This window comes from Micromonospora yangpuensis, from assembly GCF_900091615.1.
GTDB lineage: Bacteria > Actinomycetota > Actinomycetes > Mycobacteriales > Micromonosporaceae > Micromonospora > Micromonospora yangpuensis.
In genome coordinates, this window is the sequence record NZ_FMIA01000002.1 from 1798874 (window position 1) to 1814989 (window position 16116).

At 72.1% G+C, this 16116-nt stretch carries 12 protein-coding genes; 7 read left to right on the top strand and 5 right to left on the bottom strand.

What is annotated here, in order from left to right; genetic code table 11:
* Positions 1-420: 420 nt before the first annotated feature.
* Positions 421-2268 carry a dihydroxy-acid dehydratase gene (gene ilvD, locus GA0070617_RS08330; protein WP_091435438.1) on the bottom strand — a complete coding sequence of 616 codons (1848 nt, stop codon included), beginning with the start codon at positions 2266-2268 and terminating at the stop codon, positions 421-423.
* A 104-nt stretch (positions 2269-2372) separates the two neighbouring features.
* Here ilvD and GA0070617_RS08335 point away from each other — a divergent pair, with 104 nt between their 5' ends.
* The 5 genes from GA0070617_RS08335 (at position 2373) to serA (ending at position 10419) form a co-directional block, all read left to right on the top strand.
* Positions 2373-4739, top strand: coding sequence for a putative bifunctional diguanylate cyclase/phosphodiesterase (locus GA0070617_RS08335; RefSeq protein ID WP_425312157.1), 2367 nt, complete (start codon positions 2373-2375; stop codon positions 4737-4739).
* A 182-nt stretch (positions 4740-4921) separates the two neighbouring features.
* Positions 4922-6808, top strand: a complete 1887-nt coding sequence (locus GA0070617_RS08340) for an acetolactate synthase large subunit (protein ID WP_091435439.1) — start codon at positions 4922-4924, stop codon at positions 6806-6808.
* A 120-nt stretch (positions 6809-6928) separates the two neighbouring features.
* The gene (gene ilvN, locus GA0070617_RS08345) at positions 6929-7444 is read left to right on the top strand and encodes an acetolactate synthase small subunit (protein ID WP_091435440.1); all 516 of its coding nucleotides are present in this window, start codon (positions 6929-6931) and stop codon (positions 7442-7444) included.
* A 64-nt stretch (positions 7445-7508) separates the two neighbouring features.
* On the top strand, positions 7509-8522 hold the full coding sequence (gene ilvC / locus GA0070617_RS08350) for a ketol-acid reductoisomerase (protein ID WP_091435441.1): 1014 nt from the start codon (positions 7509-7511) through the stop codon (positions 8520-8522).
* A 298-nt stretch (positions 8523-8820) separates the two neighbouring features.
* Complete coding sequence (gene serA, locus GA0070617_RS08355; protein WP_091435442.1) at positions 8821-10419, top strand: phosphoglycerate dehydrogenase; 1599 nt, start codon at positions 8821-8823, stop codon at positions 10417-10419.
* A 79-nt stretch (positions 10420-10498) separates the two neighbouring features.
* Here the strand turns inward: serA and GA0070617_RS08360 are convergent, their stop codons facing one another.
* On the bottom strand, positions 10499-10855 hold the full coding sequence (locus GA0070617_RS08360; RefSeq protein WP_175440469.1) for a hypothetical protein: 357 nt from the start codon (positions 10853-10855) through the stop codon (positions 10499-10501).
* Between the two features lie 298 nt (positions 10856-11153).
* Entirely contained in the window at positions 11154-11999 is an 846-nt protein-coding gene (locus GA0070617_RS08365) for an FAD:protein FMN transferase (RefSeq protein WP_091435444.1), read from the bottom strand.
* 176 nt (positions 12000-12175) lie between these two features.
* Here GA0070617_RS08365 and GA0070617_RS08370 point away from each other — a divergent pair, with 176 nt between their 5' ends.
* Complete coding sequence (locus tag GA0070617_RS08370; protein ID WP_091435445.1) at positions 12176-13207, top strand: 3-isopropylmalate dehydrogenase; 1032 nt, start codon at positions 12176-12178, stop codon at positions 13205-13207.
* A 245-nt stretch (positions 13208-13452) separates the two neighbouring features.
* A complete protein-coding gene (locus tag GA0070617_RS08375; RefSeq protein ID WP_091435446.1) occupies positions 13453-14550 on the top strand; it encodes a branched-chain amino acid aminotransferase in 1098 nt (365 codons plus the stop codon).
* A 169-nt stretch (positions 14551-14719) separates the two neighbouring features.
* Here the strand turns inward: GA0070617_RS08375 and GA0070617_RS08380 are convergent, their stop codons facing one another.
* Together GA0070617_RS08380 and GA0070617_RS08385 are read right to left on the bottom strand one after the other, a co-directional pair.
* Positions 14720-15418 (bottom strand): tyrosine-protein phosphatase, encoded by a 699-nt coding sequence (locus GA0070617_RS08380; protein ID WP_091446099.1) that lies wholly within the window; start codon positions 15416-15418, stop codon positions 14720-14722.
* A gap of 124 nt (positions 15419-15542) precedes the next feature.
* A complete protein-coding gene (locus GA0070617_RS08385) occupies positions 15543-15965 on the bottom strand; it encodes a PRC-barrel domain containing protein (RefSeq protein WP_229688166.1) in 423 nt (140 codons plus the stop codon).
* Between the last annotated feature and the right edge of the window lie 151 nt (positions 15966-16116).

Consider the following 16116-nt stretch of genomic DNA (forward strand, 5'->3'; position numbering starts at 1 on the left):
CTGACCGTTATCGGACCCGGCCGGTGCCCGGACCCGGCTGGCCTCGGGTGGAGAACAATCATCGGGCGACGGCCTGCTTCCTGGGTGGTGGCCCGGCCCGGGGGCAGCCCTCTGGATCTCAGAAGGAAAGTGCCCCACCGAAGGCCGTTTCCCTCCAAGTCACCCTCTCTGTTGCAGACGCCTCGCAGGCGTCAATCTCGGTTCCCCCACCACCCCACCCCACCACCCGCCCCCGCCGAAGCGGACCCCGATGTGAATCTTGGACACTTACCGTTCTATTTGGACGGTAAGTGTCCAAGATCTACACCCCGGTCGGGTATGGAGAGAGCAAGGCGCCTCAGCCGCGGAGGAGGGCCGTAAAAGGTGTGAGAAGGGGCCCCTTCTCGACGCCAGGCGTTAAGAGGGGGCCCTTCCTTACACCTATTCGGGGACGTGGCGGTAGGCGCCGTCGCTGGCGGAGGTGGCCATCGAGGCGTACGCGCGCAGTGCCGCCGAGACCGGGCGGACCCGGTCGACCGGGGTGTACGGGCGGTCGCGCTTCTCCTGAGCGATGCGGCGGGCCTCCAGCACGTCGGCGGGGACGTTCAGCTCGATCGAGCGGGCCGGGATGTCGATGACGATCTCGTCGCCCGGCTCGACCAGGGCGATCAGTCCACCGGAGGCGGCCTCGGGGGAGGCGTGTCCGATGGAGAGTCCGGAGGTGCCGCCGGAGAACCGGCCGTCGGTGAGCAGCGCGCAGGAGCGGCCCAGACCCCGTCCCTTGAGGAACGAGGTGGGGTAGAGCATCTCCTGCATGCCGGGGCCGCCCTTGGGGCCCTCGTACCGGATCACCACGACGTCGCCGGCGACGATCTCCTTGGCCAGGATGGCGGTGACCGCGTCGTCCTGCGACTCGTACACCTTGGCCGGGCCGCGGAAGGTCAGGCACTCCTCGGGCACGCCAGCGGTCTTGACCACGCAGCCCTGCGGGGCGAGGTTGCCGTGCAGGATGGCCAGCCCGCCGTCGGCGCTGTACGCGTGCTCGCGGTCCCGGATGCAGCCCTCGGCGGCGTCAGTGTCCAGGGTCGACCAGCGGTTGGTGGTGGAGAACGGCTCGGTGGTGCGGACCCCGCCGGGGGCGGCGTGGAACAGCTCGACGGCGGTCTCGGTGGCCGATCCGCCGCGCACGTCCCAGTCGGCGAGCCATCCGTCGAGGGTGGGCGAGTGCACCGCGTGCACGTCCCGGTGCAGCAGGCCGGCCCGGTCCAGCTCACCGAGGATGGCCGGGATGCCGCCGGCCCGGTGCACGTCCTCCATGTGGTACTGCGGGGAGTTCGGGGCGACCTTGGCCAGGCAGGGCACCCGGCGGGAGATCTCGTCGATGTCGGCGACGGAGAAGTCCATCTCCGCCTCCCGGGCGGCGGCGAGCAGGTGCAGGATCGTGTTGGTGGAGCCGCCCATCGCCACGTCCAGGGCGACCGCGTTCTCGAACGCTGCCCGGGAGGCGACCATCCGGGGCAGCACCGAGGCGTCGTCGGAGTCGTACCACCGCTTGGCGATCTCCACGGCGGTCCGGCCGGCCTCGACGAAGAGCGCCCTGCGGGCGGCGTGGGTGGCCAGGGTCGAGCCGTTGCCGGGCAGGGCGAGGCCGATCGCCTCGGTGAGGCAGTTCATCGAGTTGGCGGTGAACATGCCGGAGCAGGAGCCGCAGGTGGGGCAGGCGGAGCGCTCGATCTCGCCGAGCTGGTCGTCGGTGACTGCCTCGTTCGAGGAGGCGATCATGGCATCGATCAGGTCGATCTTGCTGTGCACCACGCCCTCGACGGCCACCGTCTTGCCGGCCTCCATCGGGCCGCCGGAGACGAAGACGGTGGGGATGTTGAGCCGCAGCGCGGCCAGCAGCATGCCCGGGGTGATCTTGTCGCAGTTGGAGATGCAGACCAGGGCGTCGGCGCAGTGCGCGTTGACCATGTACTCCACCGCGTCGGCGATCAGCTCCCGGCTGGGCAGTGAGTAGAGCATGCCGCCGTGGCCCATCGCGATGCCGTCGTCGACGGCGATGGTGTTGAACTCCCGGCCGACCCCGCCCGCCTCGGCCACCGCGTCGGCGACCAGGCCACCCATGTCCTTGAGGTGTACGTGACCGGGGACGAACTGGGTGAAACTGTTGGCGATGGCGACGATCGGCTTGCCGAAGTCGTCGTCGGTCATCCCGGTGGCCCGCCAGAGGGCGCGGGCGCCCGCCATCGTCCGACCGTGCGTGGAGGTCCTCGACCGCAGCTCAGGCATGGCTCCAGTCTGGCACTCCCGACCGGGTACGACCCGGGCGTGTGCCCCGTGTCCCAACAGTTGCGCACCCGGGCCCCCACGAAGGCCGGACATCGGGCACAGTTGTGGTCGTGCCTTTCCCCTCCGACGCCGTCGTGGCGGCGTTGAGCGGGCTCGTCGCCGCCGCCGCGACCGTCCTGCTGACCGTCACCGCCCGACGCCGGACCGGGCGGTGCCGCGCCACCCACCGACTGCTCGCCGGGGCGGGGGCGCTCGCCCTGGTCAGCCTCCTGATCGGGCTGGCCGCCCAGCTCGGTGTGCTGGGTCACCAGAGGGCCGGGTCGGGCGGGCACTTCGGCTGGGCGACGTTGGTCTCGGTCGGCACCACGCTGAGCGGGCTGGCGGTCTGTGTCTGGCTGCTGCGGCTGCCGGGTGCCGCCAGCACCGTGGCGACCACCGTCCGGCTGGCCCTCGACGGGCTGGTGATGGCCAGCGCGCTCTGGTTCGTCGGCTGGGTGCTCTTCTCCGAGCCGACCCGGCTGCTCGGCTCCGCCACGCCGGTCGCCTGCGCGCCGATCCTGCTCGCCACGGTCAGTACGGCCTCGACCGCCGGGCTCGCCCTGATCGTCACGCTGCGGGCCACCCCCCGCCGCCGGCTGGCGGTCTTCGGCCTCGGGACTACCGCGGTGAACCTGGGCGGGCTCGGCGTCGCCGCCGGGCTCTGCCAGGGCGGCACGACGTTGGTTCTGGCCTCCGCCGCGCTGCTCGCGGTGGGGTTGCTGGTCGCCGCCCTGGTCATGTCCGGGCAGGCGCCGCCGGGGCAGGTCGAGATCGACCTGATCCAGCGCGACGGCGAGTACGCCATCGCGCCGATGCTGGCCATGGCCACCTCGGCCATGTACCACCTCAGTCAGGACGGCCGCTTCGACGCGTGGGGCATCGTCGCCGGCAGCGTGGAGGGCTTCGCGCTGGTGGCCCGCCAGCATCTCACCCTGCGTGACCTGCGCGGGTACGCCGGCCGGCTGGCCGAGCGGGAGGCGCACTTCCGTGAGCTGGCGCACACCGACCCGCTGACCGGGCTGGCCAACCGACGGGGGCTGCTGGGGCAGCTGCACGGCTGGGCGGGTCAGGGCCGCCCGCACGTGCTGCTCGGCCTCGACCTGGACGGCTTCAAGATCGTTAACGACATGCGCGGCCACGACGTGGGCGACGCCGTGCTGGCCGAGGTGGGCCGGCGGCTGCGCGACAACCTGCGGCCCGGTGACGTCGCGGCCCGCCTCGGCGGGGACGAGTTCGCCGTGTTGATCGACGGTGGCGCGGTGGAGGCCGACCGGGTGGCCCAGCGCCTGCTGGAGGTGCTCGGGCAGCCCTACGACCAGCCCGACGGGCCGGTCTTCCTCTCGGTCAGCATCGGGGTGGCCGAACCCAGCGGTCAGCCCGACGTGCAGCTGTTGCTGCGCCACGCCGACCTCGCGCTGCGCTACGCCAAGCAGCGGGGCAAGAACCGCATCGAGCAGTACGACAGCGCCTACGACCAGCTGCTGCGCCGGCGTACCACGGTCGAGCACGAGCTGCGCGGCGCGATCGAGCGCGACGAGCTGCGGCTGGCCTTCCAGCCGGTCGCCTCGCTGCCCTCGGTGCGTCCGGTCGGCGCCGAGGCGCTGCTGCGCTGGCACCACCCGGAGCTGGGCAACGTACGCCCGGACGAGTTCATCCCGCTGGCCGAGGAGTGCGGGATGATCGCCAAGCTCGGTGCCTGGGTGCTGCACCAGGCCTGCCACCAGTTGTCCCGCTGGCTGGCCGACGGCCACGACGTGTGGGTGTCGGTGAACGTCTCCCCGCGCGAGCTGCACGCCCCGGAGTACGTCGTGCAGGTCGCCGAGGCGCTGCGGGCCCACCGGGTGCCGCCGCAGCGGCTGGTGCTGGAGGTCACCGAGCACGCGGTCGCCACCGACCTCGACGAGCTGATCCGCCGGCTGACCGCGCTGCGCCGCACCGGGGTGCGGATCGCGCTCGACGACTTCGGCGCGGGTTACTCCTCGCTGGGCCAGCTGCGCCGGTTGCCGATCGACATCCTCAAGATCGACCACAGCCTGGTCGCCGAGCACGAGCCGGTACGTCCCGCCGACCGGGAGGGCCCACCCTTCGCCCCCATGGTCGACATCGTGATGCGGCTGGGCCACCAGCTCGGTCTGGAGGTCATCGCCGAAGGCGTGACCAACCCCACGGAATTGGCCGCGGTGGTCGCCGCCGGCTGCCGGTTCGGCCAGGGAGCGCTCTTCGGCTGGGGTGTGCCGGCCGAACACCTGGAGGCGATGTTGGAGGCGGCCACCTCGCCGGGGATGCGCCGCGCGCCCGCCCAGCGCGCCGTCGACACCCGTCCTGAGCAGGAAGAACACGCCGGCGGCGGCGCGTCGGAGCAAGCCACGCCGGAGTCCGTTAACCAACATGTGGGAGCAGTTGACTCAGCGCGTGAGATGCGTCAGGCTTAGCCCCATGTCGTCGAACCGGTCGCTGCGAGTACTTACCTGAGCGCACTCTCCCCCGTCGAGAGTGCGCTGGCCCCGTGCATCTGCACGAGGGCCGTTTTTATTGCCGTCGGAACCCACCCGCGGGCCCGCCCGTGTTGCACTCAAGCAGAGCCTGACCATTCCAGCCGAAGGCCAGAACCGTCATGACGAGACCCACGCCCGAGACCCTCGCCCACTCCGCCAGGCGGGCCCGCGCGGCCGCCGAGCCGGCGAGCGACGCCGACCACACTCCCACCACCCGCGCCACGGTCACCCCGGCCGCTCCCGCGGTACGGGCACCCGAGCCGGCCCAGATCTCCGGTGCCGGTTCGCTGGTGCGGTCCCTGGAGGCCCTCGGGGTCGACGTCGTCTTCGGTATCCCCGGTGGGGCGATCCTGCCGGCCTACGACCCGCTCTACGACTCCACCGTCCGGCACATCCTGGTCCGCCACGAGCAGGGCGCCGGCCACGCCGCCACCGGGTACGCCCAGGCGACCGGCCGGGTCGGCGTCTGCATCGCCACCTCCGGCCCCGGCGCGACCAACCTGGTCACCCCGATCGCCGACGCGTACATGGACTCGGTGCCGATGGTCGCGATCACCGGCCAGGTCGCCCGCCCGATGATCGGCACGGACGCCTTCCAGGAGGCGGACATCCAGGGCATCACCCTGCCGATCACCAAGCACAACTTCCTGGTGCAGACCGCCGAGGAGATCCCGCGCATCCTGGCCGAGGCGTTCCACCTGGCCTCCACCGGTCGGCCCGGCCCGGTGCTGGTCGACATCCCCAAGGACGTCCTGCAGGCCGCGACCACCTTCAGCTGGCCGCCCACCCTGGAGCTGCCCGGCTACCGGCCCACCCTGCACCCGCACGGCAAGCAGATCCGCGAGGCCGCCCGGCTGATGAGCAACGCCCGCCGCCCGGTGCTCTACGTCGGCGGCGGCGTGCTCAAGGCCGGCGCCACCGACGGGCTGCGCAAGCTCGCCGAGCTGACCGGCATCCCGGTGGTCACCACGCTGATGGCGCTTGGCGCGTTCCCCGACTCGCACCCGCAGCACCTGGGCATGCCGGGCATGCACGGCACGGTGGCCGCCGTGTACGGCCTGCAGAAGGCCGACCTGATCGTGGCCCTCGGCGCCCGCTTCGACGACCGGGTCACCGGCAAGCTCGACTCGTTCGCCCCGGACGCCACGGTGGTGCACGCCGACATCGATCCGGCGGAGATCGGCAAGAACCGGCACGCCGACGTGCCGATCGTGGGTGACGCGCGGCACGTGATCGACGAGTTGATCGCGGCGGTCACCGTGGAGCGCGCGGCCGGCCGCGAGGGTGCGCACGCCGACTGGTGGACCCAGCTCGACGACCTGCGTAACCGCTACCCGCTGGGCTACGACGAGCCGTCCGACGGCACCCTCTCCCCGCAGTACGTGATCAAGCGGCTGGGCGAGATCGCCGGCCCGGACACGATCTACGTCGCGGGGGTCGGCCAGCATCAGATGTGGGCCAGCCAGTTCATCTCCTACGAGAAGCCGCAGACCTGGCTCAACTCCGGTGGTCTCGGCACGATGGGGTACGCGGTGCCGGCCGCCATGGGCGCGAAGGTCGGCCGGCCCGACACCGTGGTCTGGGCGGTCGACGGCGACGGGTGCTTCCAGATGACCAACCAGGAGTTGGCCACCTGTGCCCTGGAGGGCATCCCGGTCAAGATCGCCGTGATCAACAACGGTAACCTCGGCATGGTCCGGCAGTGGCAGACGCTGTTCTACGGCGAGCGCTACTCCAACACCGAGCTGGGCACCCACAAGCACCGCATCCCCGACTTCGTCAAGCTCGCCGAGGCGCTCGGCTGTGTCGGTCTGCGCTGTGAGAACGCCGCCGACGTGGACAAGGTGATCGAGGCGGCGATGGCGATCGACGACGCGCCGGTGGTGGTCGACTTCGTGGTCGGCAAGGACGCCATGGTGTGGCCGATGGTCGCGGCCGGCACCAGCAACGACGAGATCATGTTCGCCCGGGGCGTCCGCCCCACCTTCGACGAGGACGATGTCTAGTCATGAACGAACGCACCGAGCGAAGCGAGGGCCGTGAGGGCATGACGAGAGAGGTGTGGTCATGAACGAACGCACCGAGCGAAGCGAGGGCCGTGAGGGCATGACGAGAGAGGCACAGCCATGACGGTGCACACGCTTTCCGTGTTGGTGGAGAACAAGCCGGGGGTGCTGGCCCGGGTCTCCGGCCTGTTCTCCCGGCGCGGGTTCAACATCGACAGCCTCGCCGTCGGGGAGACCGAGAATCCGGACGTGTCCCGGATCACCATCGTGGTCAACGCCGACCGGTCCCCGCTGGAGCAGGTCACCAAGCAGCTCAACAAGCTGGTCAACGTACTCAAGATCGTCGAACTGGATTCGCAGGTCTCGGTCGCCCGGGAGCTGCTGCTGGTCAAGGTGCGCGCCGACCGTTCGGCGCGGGCCCAGGTGCTGGAGACGGTGAACCTGTTCCGCGCCCGGGTGGTCGACGTCGCCCCGGACACCCTCACCGTCGAGGCGACCGGTACCCCGGACAAGCTGGACGCGCTCCTGCGCGACCTCGAACCCTTCGGCATCAAGGAAATGGTCCAGTCGGGCCTGGTGGCGATCGGGCGCGGCTCGCGTTCGATCACCGCCGGCCCGACGCTGCGGGCCGCCTGACCCCGCTCCAAACCGCACACCGTCCACGACGGGCCGCCCGGGCCGTCGTATCGAAAGGGAAGTCATGAGCGTTGAGGTGTTCTACGACGACGACGCCGACCTCGGCCTGATCCAGGCCAAGAAGGTCGCCGTGATCGGGTACGGCAGCCAGGGCCACGCCCACGCGCTGTCGCTGCGCGACTCCGGTGTCGACGTGGTCATCGGCCTGCCGGCGGGTTCGAAGAGCCGGCCCAAGGCCGAGGAGCAGGGGCTGCGGGTGCTCACGCCGGCCGAGGCGGCGGCCGAGGCCGACGTGATCATGATCCTGGCGCCGGACACCGCGCAGCGGTCGCTCTACACCGACGCGATCGCCCCCAACCTCGCCCCCGGCAAGGCGCTCTTCTTCGGCCACGGCTTCAACATCAGGTACGACCTGATCAAGCCGCCGGCCGACGTGGACGTGGCGATGGTCGCCCCGAAGGGCCCCGGTCACCTGGTCCGCCGGCAGTACGTCGACGGCAAGGGCGTGCCGTGTCTGGTCGCCGTCGAGCAGGACCCGAGCGGCACCGCGTTCCAGTTGGCGCTCTCCTACGCCAAGGGGATCGGTGGCACCCGGGCCGGTGCGATCAAGACCACCTTCACCGAGGAGACCGAGACCGACCTCTTCGGCGAGCAGGCGGTGCTCTGCGGTGGCGCGGCGGCGCTGGTGCAGACCGGGTTCGAGGTGCTCACCGAGGCCGGGTACGCCCCGGAGGTGGCGTACTTCGAGTGCCTGCACGAGCTGAAGCTGATCGTCGACCTGATGTACGAGGGCGGCATCGCCCGGATGCGCTACAGCGTCTCGGACACCGCCGAGTACGGCGACCTGTCCCGTGGCCCGCGGGTCATCGACGGCCGGGTCAAGGAGGAGATGCGCAAGATCCTCGGTGAGATCCAGTCCGGCGAGTTCGCCCGCGAGTGGGTTGCCGAGGACGAGGCCGGTCGGCCGAACTTCGCCAAGTGGCGGGCCGAGGGCGCGGTGCACCCGATCGAGGAGACCGGACAGAAGCTGCGCAACATGATGAGCTGGGTGGATCGGCCGATCACCGAGACCGCCTGAGCGACCGGCACGCCCCGACGGCCCGCCCCCGGGTTCTCCCCGACCCGGTGGCGGGCCGTCGCGCGGGAAAAGCACCTCCCCGATCGACGGCAGTAGATCGAATCGGCGTGACTGATCGTGCGTTAGGTCGGGTTTGTGAGGGCACTCACGCCGCTCACTGGGGCATCGCGGCCGGCCTGACCCCTACGATCGGCCCTAGGTGCGTACGCGGCACCACGGCCATGGCCCGGTCGGCGCAGGGCGCATCGCGGCGTCGGCGCAAGCCACTTCACCATGTTTTCGACATCTACGAGGACCGATGAATCCTGTCGTACTGATCGCCGAGGAACTCGCCCCCGCCGCCATCGAGGTGCTCGCCCACGACTTCGACGTCCGTCACGTCGACGGCACCGACCGTCCCGCCCTGCTCTCCGCGCTCGCCGAGGCCGACGCGGTGATCGTGCGCAGCGCCACCCAGATCGACGCCGAGGCGGTCGCCGCCGCGCCGCGCCTGAAGGTCGTCGCCCGCGCCGGCGTCGGCCTGGACAACGTCGAGGTGCCGGCCGCCACCGCCCGGGGCGTGATGGTCGTCAACGCCCCCACCTCGAACATCGTCTCCGCCGCCGAGCAGGCCGTCGCGCTGCTGCTGGCTGTGGCCCGCAACACCGCCAGCGCCAGCGCCGCGCTGAAGGCGGGGGAGTGGAAGCGGTCCAAGTACACCGGCGTCGAGCTGCAGGGCAAGACCGTCGGCGTGGTCGGCCTCGGCCGCATCGGGGTGCTCTTCGCCCAGCGGATCGCCGCCTTCGGCACCCGGCTGATCGCGTACGACCCGTACATCCAGCCGGCCCGCGCCGCCCAGCTCGGCGTGCGCCTGGTCGGCCTGGAGGAGCTGCTGCGGGAGAGCGACTTCATCTCGATCCACCTGCCGAAGACCCCGGAGACCGTCGGGCTCATCGGTGAGAAGGAACTGGCCATCGTCAAGCCCGGCGTGCGCATCGTCAACGCCGCCCGGGGTGGCCTCGTCGACGAGCAGGCGCTCGCCGACGCGATCGCCGAGGGCCGCGTCGGTGGCGCCGGCATCGACGTGTACGCCAAGGAGCCCTGCACCTCCTCGCCGCTGTTCGCCTTCGACAACGTGGTGGCCACCCCGCACCTGGGTGCCTCCACCGCCGAGGCGCAGGACAAGGCCGGTCTGGCCGTGGCCCGCAGCGTCAAGCTCGCGCTGCAGGGCGAGTTCGTGCCGGACGCGGTGAACGTGCAGGCCGGCGGGGTCGTCGCCGAGGACGTACGCCCGCTGCTGCCGCTGGCGGAGAAGCTGGGCCGGGCGTTCACCGCGGTGGCCGGCGGGGTGGCCGCCAGCGTCACCGTCGAGGTGCGTGGCGAGATCGTCAACCACGACGTCGCGGTGCTCAAGCTCGCCGCCACCAAGGGGCTGTTCAGCTCGGTGGTCGAGGAGCAGGTGACCTACGTCAACGCGCCGCACCTGGCCGCCGAGCGTGGCGTCGAGGTGACGCTGACCACCCAGGCCGAGACCACCGACCACCCGAACCTGGTCACCGTCCGGGGCGCCCTGCCCGACGGCCGTACGGTGAGCGTCTCCGGCACGGTGGCCCACACCGGCACCCGGGACCTGCTCAAGCTGACCGAGGTGGACGGCTTCGACGTGGAGATCGCCGCCGAGGGCATCCTGCTCTTCCTGCGGTACGCCGACCGGCCGGGCGTGGTCGGCACCGTCGGCACCCTGCTCGGTGAGGCCGGCATCAACATCGCCGCGATGCAGGTCGCCCGCCGGGAGGCCGGTGGCGAGACGCTGATGACCCTCACCGTCGACCAGGCGCTCGGGGCGGAGCTGCTCACCTCGGCCGCCGACTCGATCGGTGCGACCGCGGCCAGCGCCGCGGACCTGCGCGACGAGTAGGACCTGCGCGACGGGTAACACCCGTCACGGAGAAGGGGCCCCGCCGGACAAGGCGGGGCCCCTTCTCGTGGTGCCGGCGTCAACCGCTGACGTGGCTGGGTGGCGGGTAGACCGAACCGTCCTGGACGTCGAAGAGCATCAGCGCGTGCTCTCCGGCCAGCCGCTCGATGTCCAGGAGCACCTGGTCGGGACAGTTCGGGAAGAGCTTCATCTCGATGTGGTCGTTGGCGGCATGCAGCGGCACCACCTCCCACGGTGTCCCCGGGACCGGCGGGCGGTCCGGATACCTGGCGGTGATCGCCCGGTAGAACCCCACCACCCGGGGGTCGGGGTAGCGCTCGACATGTTGCCCCTGTCGGCACCGTTGCACGGCTCCCCGCACGTCCGCGGGGGTGGCCCCGTCCCACAGGGCCCACACGCTCAGATCGAAACTCACGGCGGACAGCGTGCCATCCGTCGGTCACCGCAGCGCAACGACCCCGTGTACCGGCGGAACGAGTTCCTGTGTCGACGGTCCGCTGTGGAGACCCTTGCGTAGAGTTGCGTCGATTCGCTAGCGTGGCGGTGCGGCTACCGGCCGAGCTCGTGGCGTCGACCCGTCTTCGGGTGACGCGGCCCGACGTCCCGACCGACCGGTCCGCATCCCTCGATTGCGCGAGCCACGCGCACTCGTCGCTGACCGGCCCTCATGGTCGTTGCCGAGACCATGGGGGCCGATCGCGTGCCCGGGGCGGTCAGCGTCGGCGGTGGGTGAAGAGCGCCCGGTACGGCGAGTCGCCGCGGAACCAGGCCAGCCCGGCCGGTCCGGCCGCGTACAGGGCGGTGGCGTAGGCGTCGGCGACGGCGAGGTCCGGGCCGACCACAGTGGCCGCGACGAGCTGGTCGGCCGGCTCGCCGGTGTGCGGGTCCACCACGTGTCCCTGCCGTCCGGTCACCCCGGAGGTGCCGACCGCGCCCGCCGTCATCTCCAGCACCACCGGCGCCCGGCGGTTGTCGGTCGGGTGGTGCACCGCGACCCGCCATGGGCCGCCGTGCGGCGCGTTGCCGCGTACCACCAGGTCCGCGCCGGTGAGCACCGCGTAGTCGGTGATGCCGGCGGCGCGCAACCGGGCGGCGGCCCGTTCCACCGCCCAGCCACCGAGCAGGCCGCCAGGATCGAAACCGCCGGGTACGGCCCAGGCGTCGAACCAGCCGTCGGTGGCCGCGCGCATCGCCGCGCAACGGTCCACCAGGTCGGCAAGCGGCGGGTACGACTCGGGGCTGATCTCTCCCCGGCGCAGCCGGGAGACCAGGCTGTGCTTACGGGCCGGGCCGAAGGTGAGGTCGATCGCCCGCAGCTCGGCCACCGCGTCCCGCAGCGCCTCGCCGACCGCCCGGCGGCCCAGCCGGTGCGGGGCGTTGATCCGCAGGGTGTACTCGGCGGTGGTGGTCCGCACGGTGTGGTTGGCGCAGAGCAGGCCGGCGACGGTGCCGCCCGTGGCGTCCGGACGCGGGTCGCGGGGACCGAGCCGCAGGTCGGGATGGCCCCGGTAGGTCGGCTGGTCCGGCCAGGTGGGGCGCGGTTGGTCGTCGGTCCGCATCACGGTGCTCCCTCGCAGGCGGTGCCTCTGACTCTAGGCAGCGAAGATGACCGCACCATGAATGTGGCCTGGAAAGCTGCTGAGCATCCGCCTGTCCCACATTACGGAAGACGTGTACCGGGAGGCGGGATGGCGTCGTACCGTGGCCCTGAGTCGACGACGCAGAGGAGCACAGGGTGGCGCGGATCGCGGTGGTGGCCGGAGACGGGATCGGACCCGAGGTGGTCACGGAGGCCCGCAAGGTCATCGACGCCGTGCTTCCCGGGGCCGAGGCCACCGAGTACGACCTCGGCGCGGCCCGGTGGCACCGGACCGGCGAGGTGCTGCCCGACTCGGTGCTGGCCGAGCTGGCCGGGCACGACGCCATCCTGCTCGGCGCGGTCGGCGACCCGACCGTGCCGCCGGGGGTGCTGGAGCGGGGCCTGCTGCTCAAGCTCCGGTTCGACTTCGACCAGTACGTCAACCTCCGCCCGTCGCGGCTCTGGCCCGGCACCACCGGTCCACTGGCCAACGTCAAGCCCGGTGAGGTCGACCTGGTAGTGGTCCGCGAGGGCACCGAGGGGCTCTACGCCGGCGCCGGCGGCACCCTGCACCGGGGCACCCCGGCCGAGGTGGCCACCGAGGAGAGCCTGAACACCCGGCACGGCGTCGAGCGGGTGATCCGCGACGCGTTCACCCGGGCCACCCGGCGGGAGCGGCGCAAGGTCACCCTGGTGCACAAGACCAACGTGCTTACCCACGCCGGTTCGCTCTGGGCCCGCGCCTTCGAGGCGGTCGCCGCCGAGCACCCCGACGTCACCACCGAGTACCAGCACGTCGACGCGGCGGCGATGTTCCTGGTCACCCAGCCCCAGCGGTACGACGTGGTGGTCACCGACAACCTCTTCGGCGACATCCTCACCGACATCGCCGCCGCCGTCACCGGCGGAATCGGCCTGGCCGCCAGCGGCAGCATCAACCCCGACGGGGCGTACCCGTCGATGTTCGAGCCGGTACACGGCTCGGCGCCGGACATCGCCGGCAAGGGCGTGGCCGACCCGGTGGCCGCGGTGCTCTCCGCCGCGCTCCTGCTCGACCAGCTCGGCCACCCCGACGCCGCCGCCCGGGTCACCGCCGCGGTCGCCACCGAGCTGGCCGGCCGGACCCCGGGGGTGCCGCTGCGCACCGCCGAGGTGGGCGACCGCCTCGCCGGGTACGCCGTAGCCTGAGCCGGCCGGCGGGCCCGCCAGGGACCGCCGGGGCCGGCCTTGACCGGCGTCGACCGCGACGCCCCGCCAGGCTGGTCGCCGAGTAGACCGCGGGCCGCGACAGCCGCCCCGGTTTCCGGCCGATCGGCGCAGACCACTTCTCCCCGATCGGCGCTTTCCGCTGCCCGACCGTGCGGGGTACGTTTCACATCACACAGCGTCGGCGTGCCCCTCGGCATGCCGTTCACACCAGGGAGGTCAGCGCGATGAGCGGTGGTGACCAGCTCGACTTCGAGATCCGTCCGAACCCCGCGCCGGTATCCGCCGCCGACCGGGCCGCCCTGCTGGCCAACCCCGGATTCGGCCGGGTCTTCACCGACCACATGGTCACCGTCCGCTACGCCGACGGCAAGGGCTGGTACGACGCCCGGGTCGAGGCGCGGGCACCGATCCCGATGGACCCGGCCAGCGCGGTGCTGCACTACGCGCAGGAGATCTTCGAGGGGATGAAGGCGTACCGGGCGGTCGACGGTGGGGTGACCCTGTTCCGGCCGGAGGCCAACGCGGCCCGGCTGGCCGCCTCCGCCCGCCGGATGGCCATGCCGGAGCTGCCGGCGCAGGCGTTCCTCGACTCGCTGCACCGGCTCGTCGAGATCGACCGGGAGTGGATCCCCGACGGCGAGGACGGCAGCCTCTACCTGCGGCCGTTCATGTTCGCCAGCGAGGTCTTCCTCGGGGTCCGGCCGGCCAACGAGTACCTCTACTGCGTGATCGCCTCCCCGGTGGGGGCGTACTTCTCCGGTGGGGTGAAGCCGGTGACGGTCTGGGTCTCCCCGGACTACACCCGGGCCGCCCCGGGCGGCACCGGCGCGGCCAAGTGCGGCGGCAACTACGCGGCGTCCCTGGTCGCCCAGGCCGAGGCGATCGAGGCCGGCTGCGACCAGGTGGTCTTCCTGGACGCGGTGGAGCGCCGGTTCGTCGACGAGCTGGGCGGGATGAACGTCTTCTTCGTCTACTCCGACAACACCGTGGTCACCCCGCCGCTGAACGGCTCGATCCTGCCCGGCATCACCCGGGAGTCGGTGCTGACGCTGGCCGCCGAGGCCGGGCACCGGGTCGAGGAGCGGCCGGTCAGCTTCGCCGACTGGCAGGCCGACGCGGCCAGCGGCCGGCTGCGGGAGGTCTTCGCCTGCGGCACCGCCGCGGTGATCACCCCGATCGGGGAGGTCCGCTTCCCCGACGGCCAGTTCGCCATCGGCGGCGGGGGAGCCGGCGAGGTGACCATGGCGCTGCGGCAGCAGCTGGTCGACCTGCAACGCGGCAAGGTCGCCGACCCGCACGGCTGGGTGCACCGCCTCCTCTGACCGGGTGTAAGGAAGGGCCCCCGCTTAACGCCTACAGTAGAGCGGGGCGCCCTTCTCACCGGGCCGGCACCGTGGGCCGGCACCGTTGGCCGGCATCGTGGGCCGGCATCGTGGGCCGGCATCGTGGGCCGGCATCGTGGGCCGGCATCGTGGGCGGGCGCGTGGCGGCCTACTCCAGCAGGTGCTCGCGTAGGGCGGCGAGCTGGTCGTCGGTGACGCCGGCGGAGCGCAGGTAGCCCTCTGCCGAGCCGTAACCGGCGCGCAGCTCGTCCAGGAAGAGTCGCATCGTCTCGGCCGGCGAGGCCAACCAGGCCGGCGGCAGCTCGCCCCGCTCCGGCATCGTCGCGGCCGCCCAGGCGGCGAACTTCCGGGCCGCCTCGGCGGTCAGGGCGTAGTCCTCGGCGATGTCCTCGTCGCTGACCCCGAGCACCGAGAGGGTAAGCGCGCAGACGATCCCGGTGCGGTCCTTGCCGGCGACGCAGTGCACCACCACCGGGGCCTCGGCGTTCTCGGCGATCAGCCCGACCGCCGAGGCGAGGCCGACGGTGCCGGTCTGGGCCAGGTCGGCGTACCGGTCGGCGAGGTAACGGGCCAGGTCGGTGCCGGGCTGGTACGGCCGCTGGTCCCACTCCGCGTGCTCGGGGTGGACGTGCCGCCAGGTCAGGCCGGTGAAGTCCGGTACCCGGCCGTCCCGGGTGACCTCGTACGGCCGGCGCAGGTCGATGACGGTCCGTACGCCGAGGGCGGCGAACGCCTCCCGGTCGGTGTCGTCGATGCGGTGCAGGGAGTCGGAGCGGTAGAGCCGCCCCCACCGTACGGCGCGCCCGTCGTGGCCGCGGTAGCCACCGACGTCGCGGAAGTTGAACATGGCGGAGAAGGGCAGTCGACGGTTGGCGTTGGTGTCCACTCCGAAGACGGTAACGGCCGGTGGAGCACTGCTCCACCGGCCGTCGGGGTTACCGCCCGACCGTCAGCCCGGTCGGGTCACGTCGTCAGGCCCGACCCGCGCCGTTCGGCGGCAGGGCGGAGAGCCGCTCACCGTAGTAGCCACCGAGCTGGTCCCGGTACGACGGGTCGGAGTGGCTGTTCTCGTCGTACTCGGGGGCGGCCTTGATCTGGTCCTTCTCCCGGTCGACCCAGACCTTCTTGTCGTCGTGGTCGACCCGCTCGACGGTGCCGGCCGGCAGCATCACCTTCTTGCCGAAGATCCACGGACCGGTGTCGACCACCAGGTAGCTGTCGTCGACGGTGTTGCTCGCCTTGTCGACCTTGCCGATGCTGCCGTCGGTGGCCTCGATCCTGTAGCCGGTGAGGTCGGCGTCGGCCACCCCGGAGTCGTCCCGGTAGCGCCACGGGTCGAAGGTGCCGCCGGGCGCGCCGCCGGCCACCGTGCCCTGGGCGGTGTCGCCGGCCAGGGTGCCCTCGGTCGTGCCGCCGGCCACGGTGCCGGGCGTGGTGTCGCCGGCCAGGGTGCTCGGTGCCGGGGTGCCGGCCGGGTCACTCAGGCCCGGGGTGCCGGCTGAGGTGCCCGGGGTGCCGGCTGAGGTGCCCGGGGTGCTGCCGGGA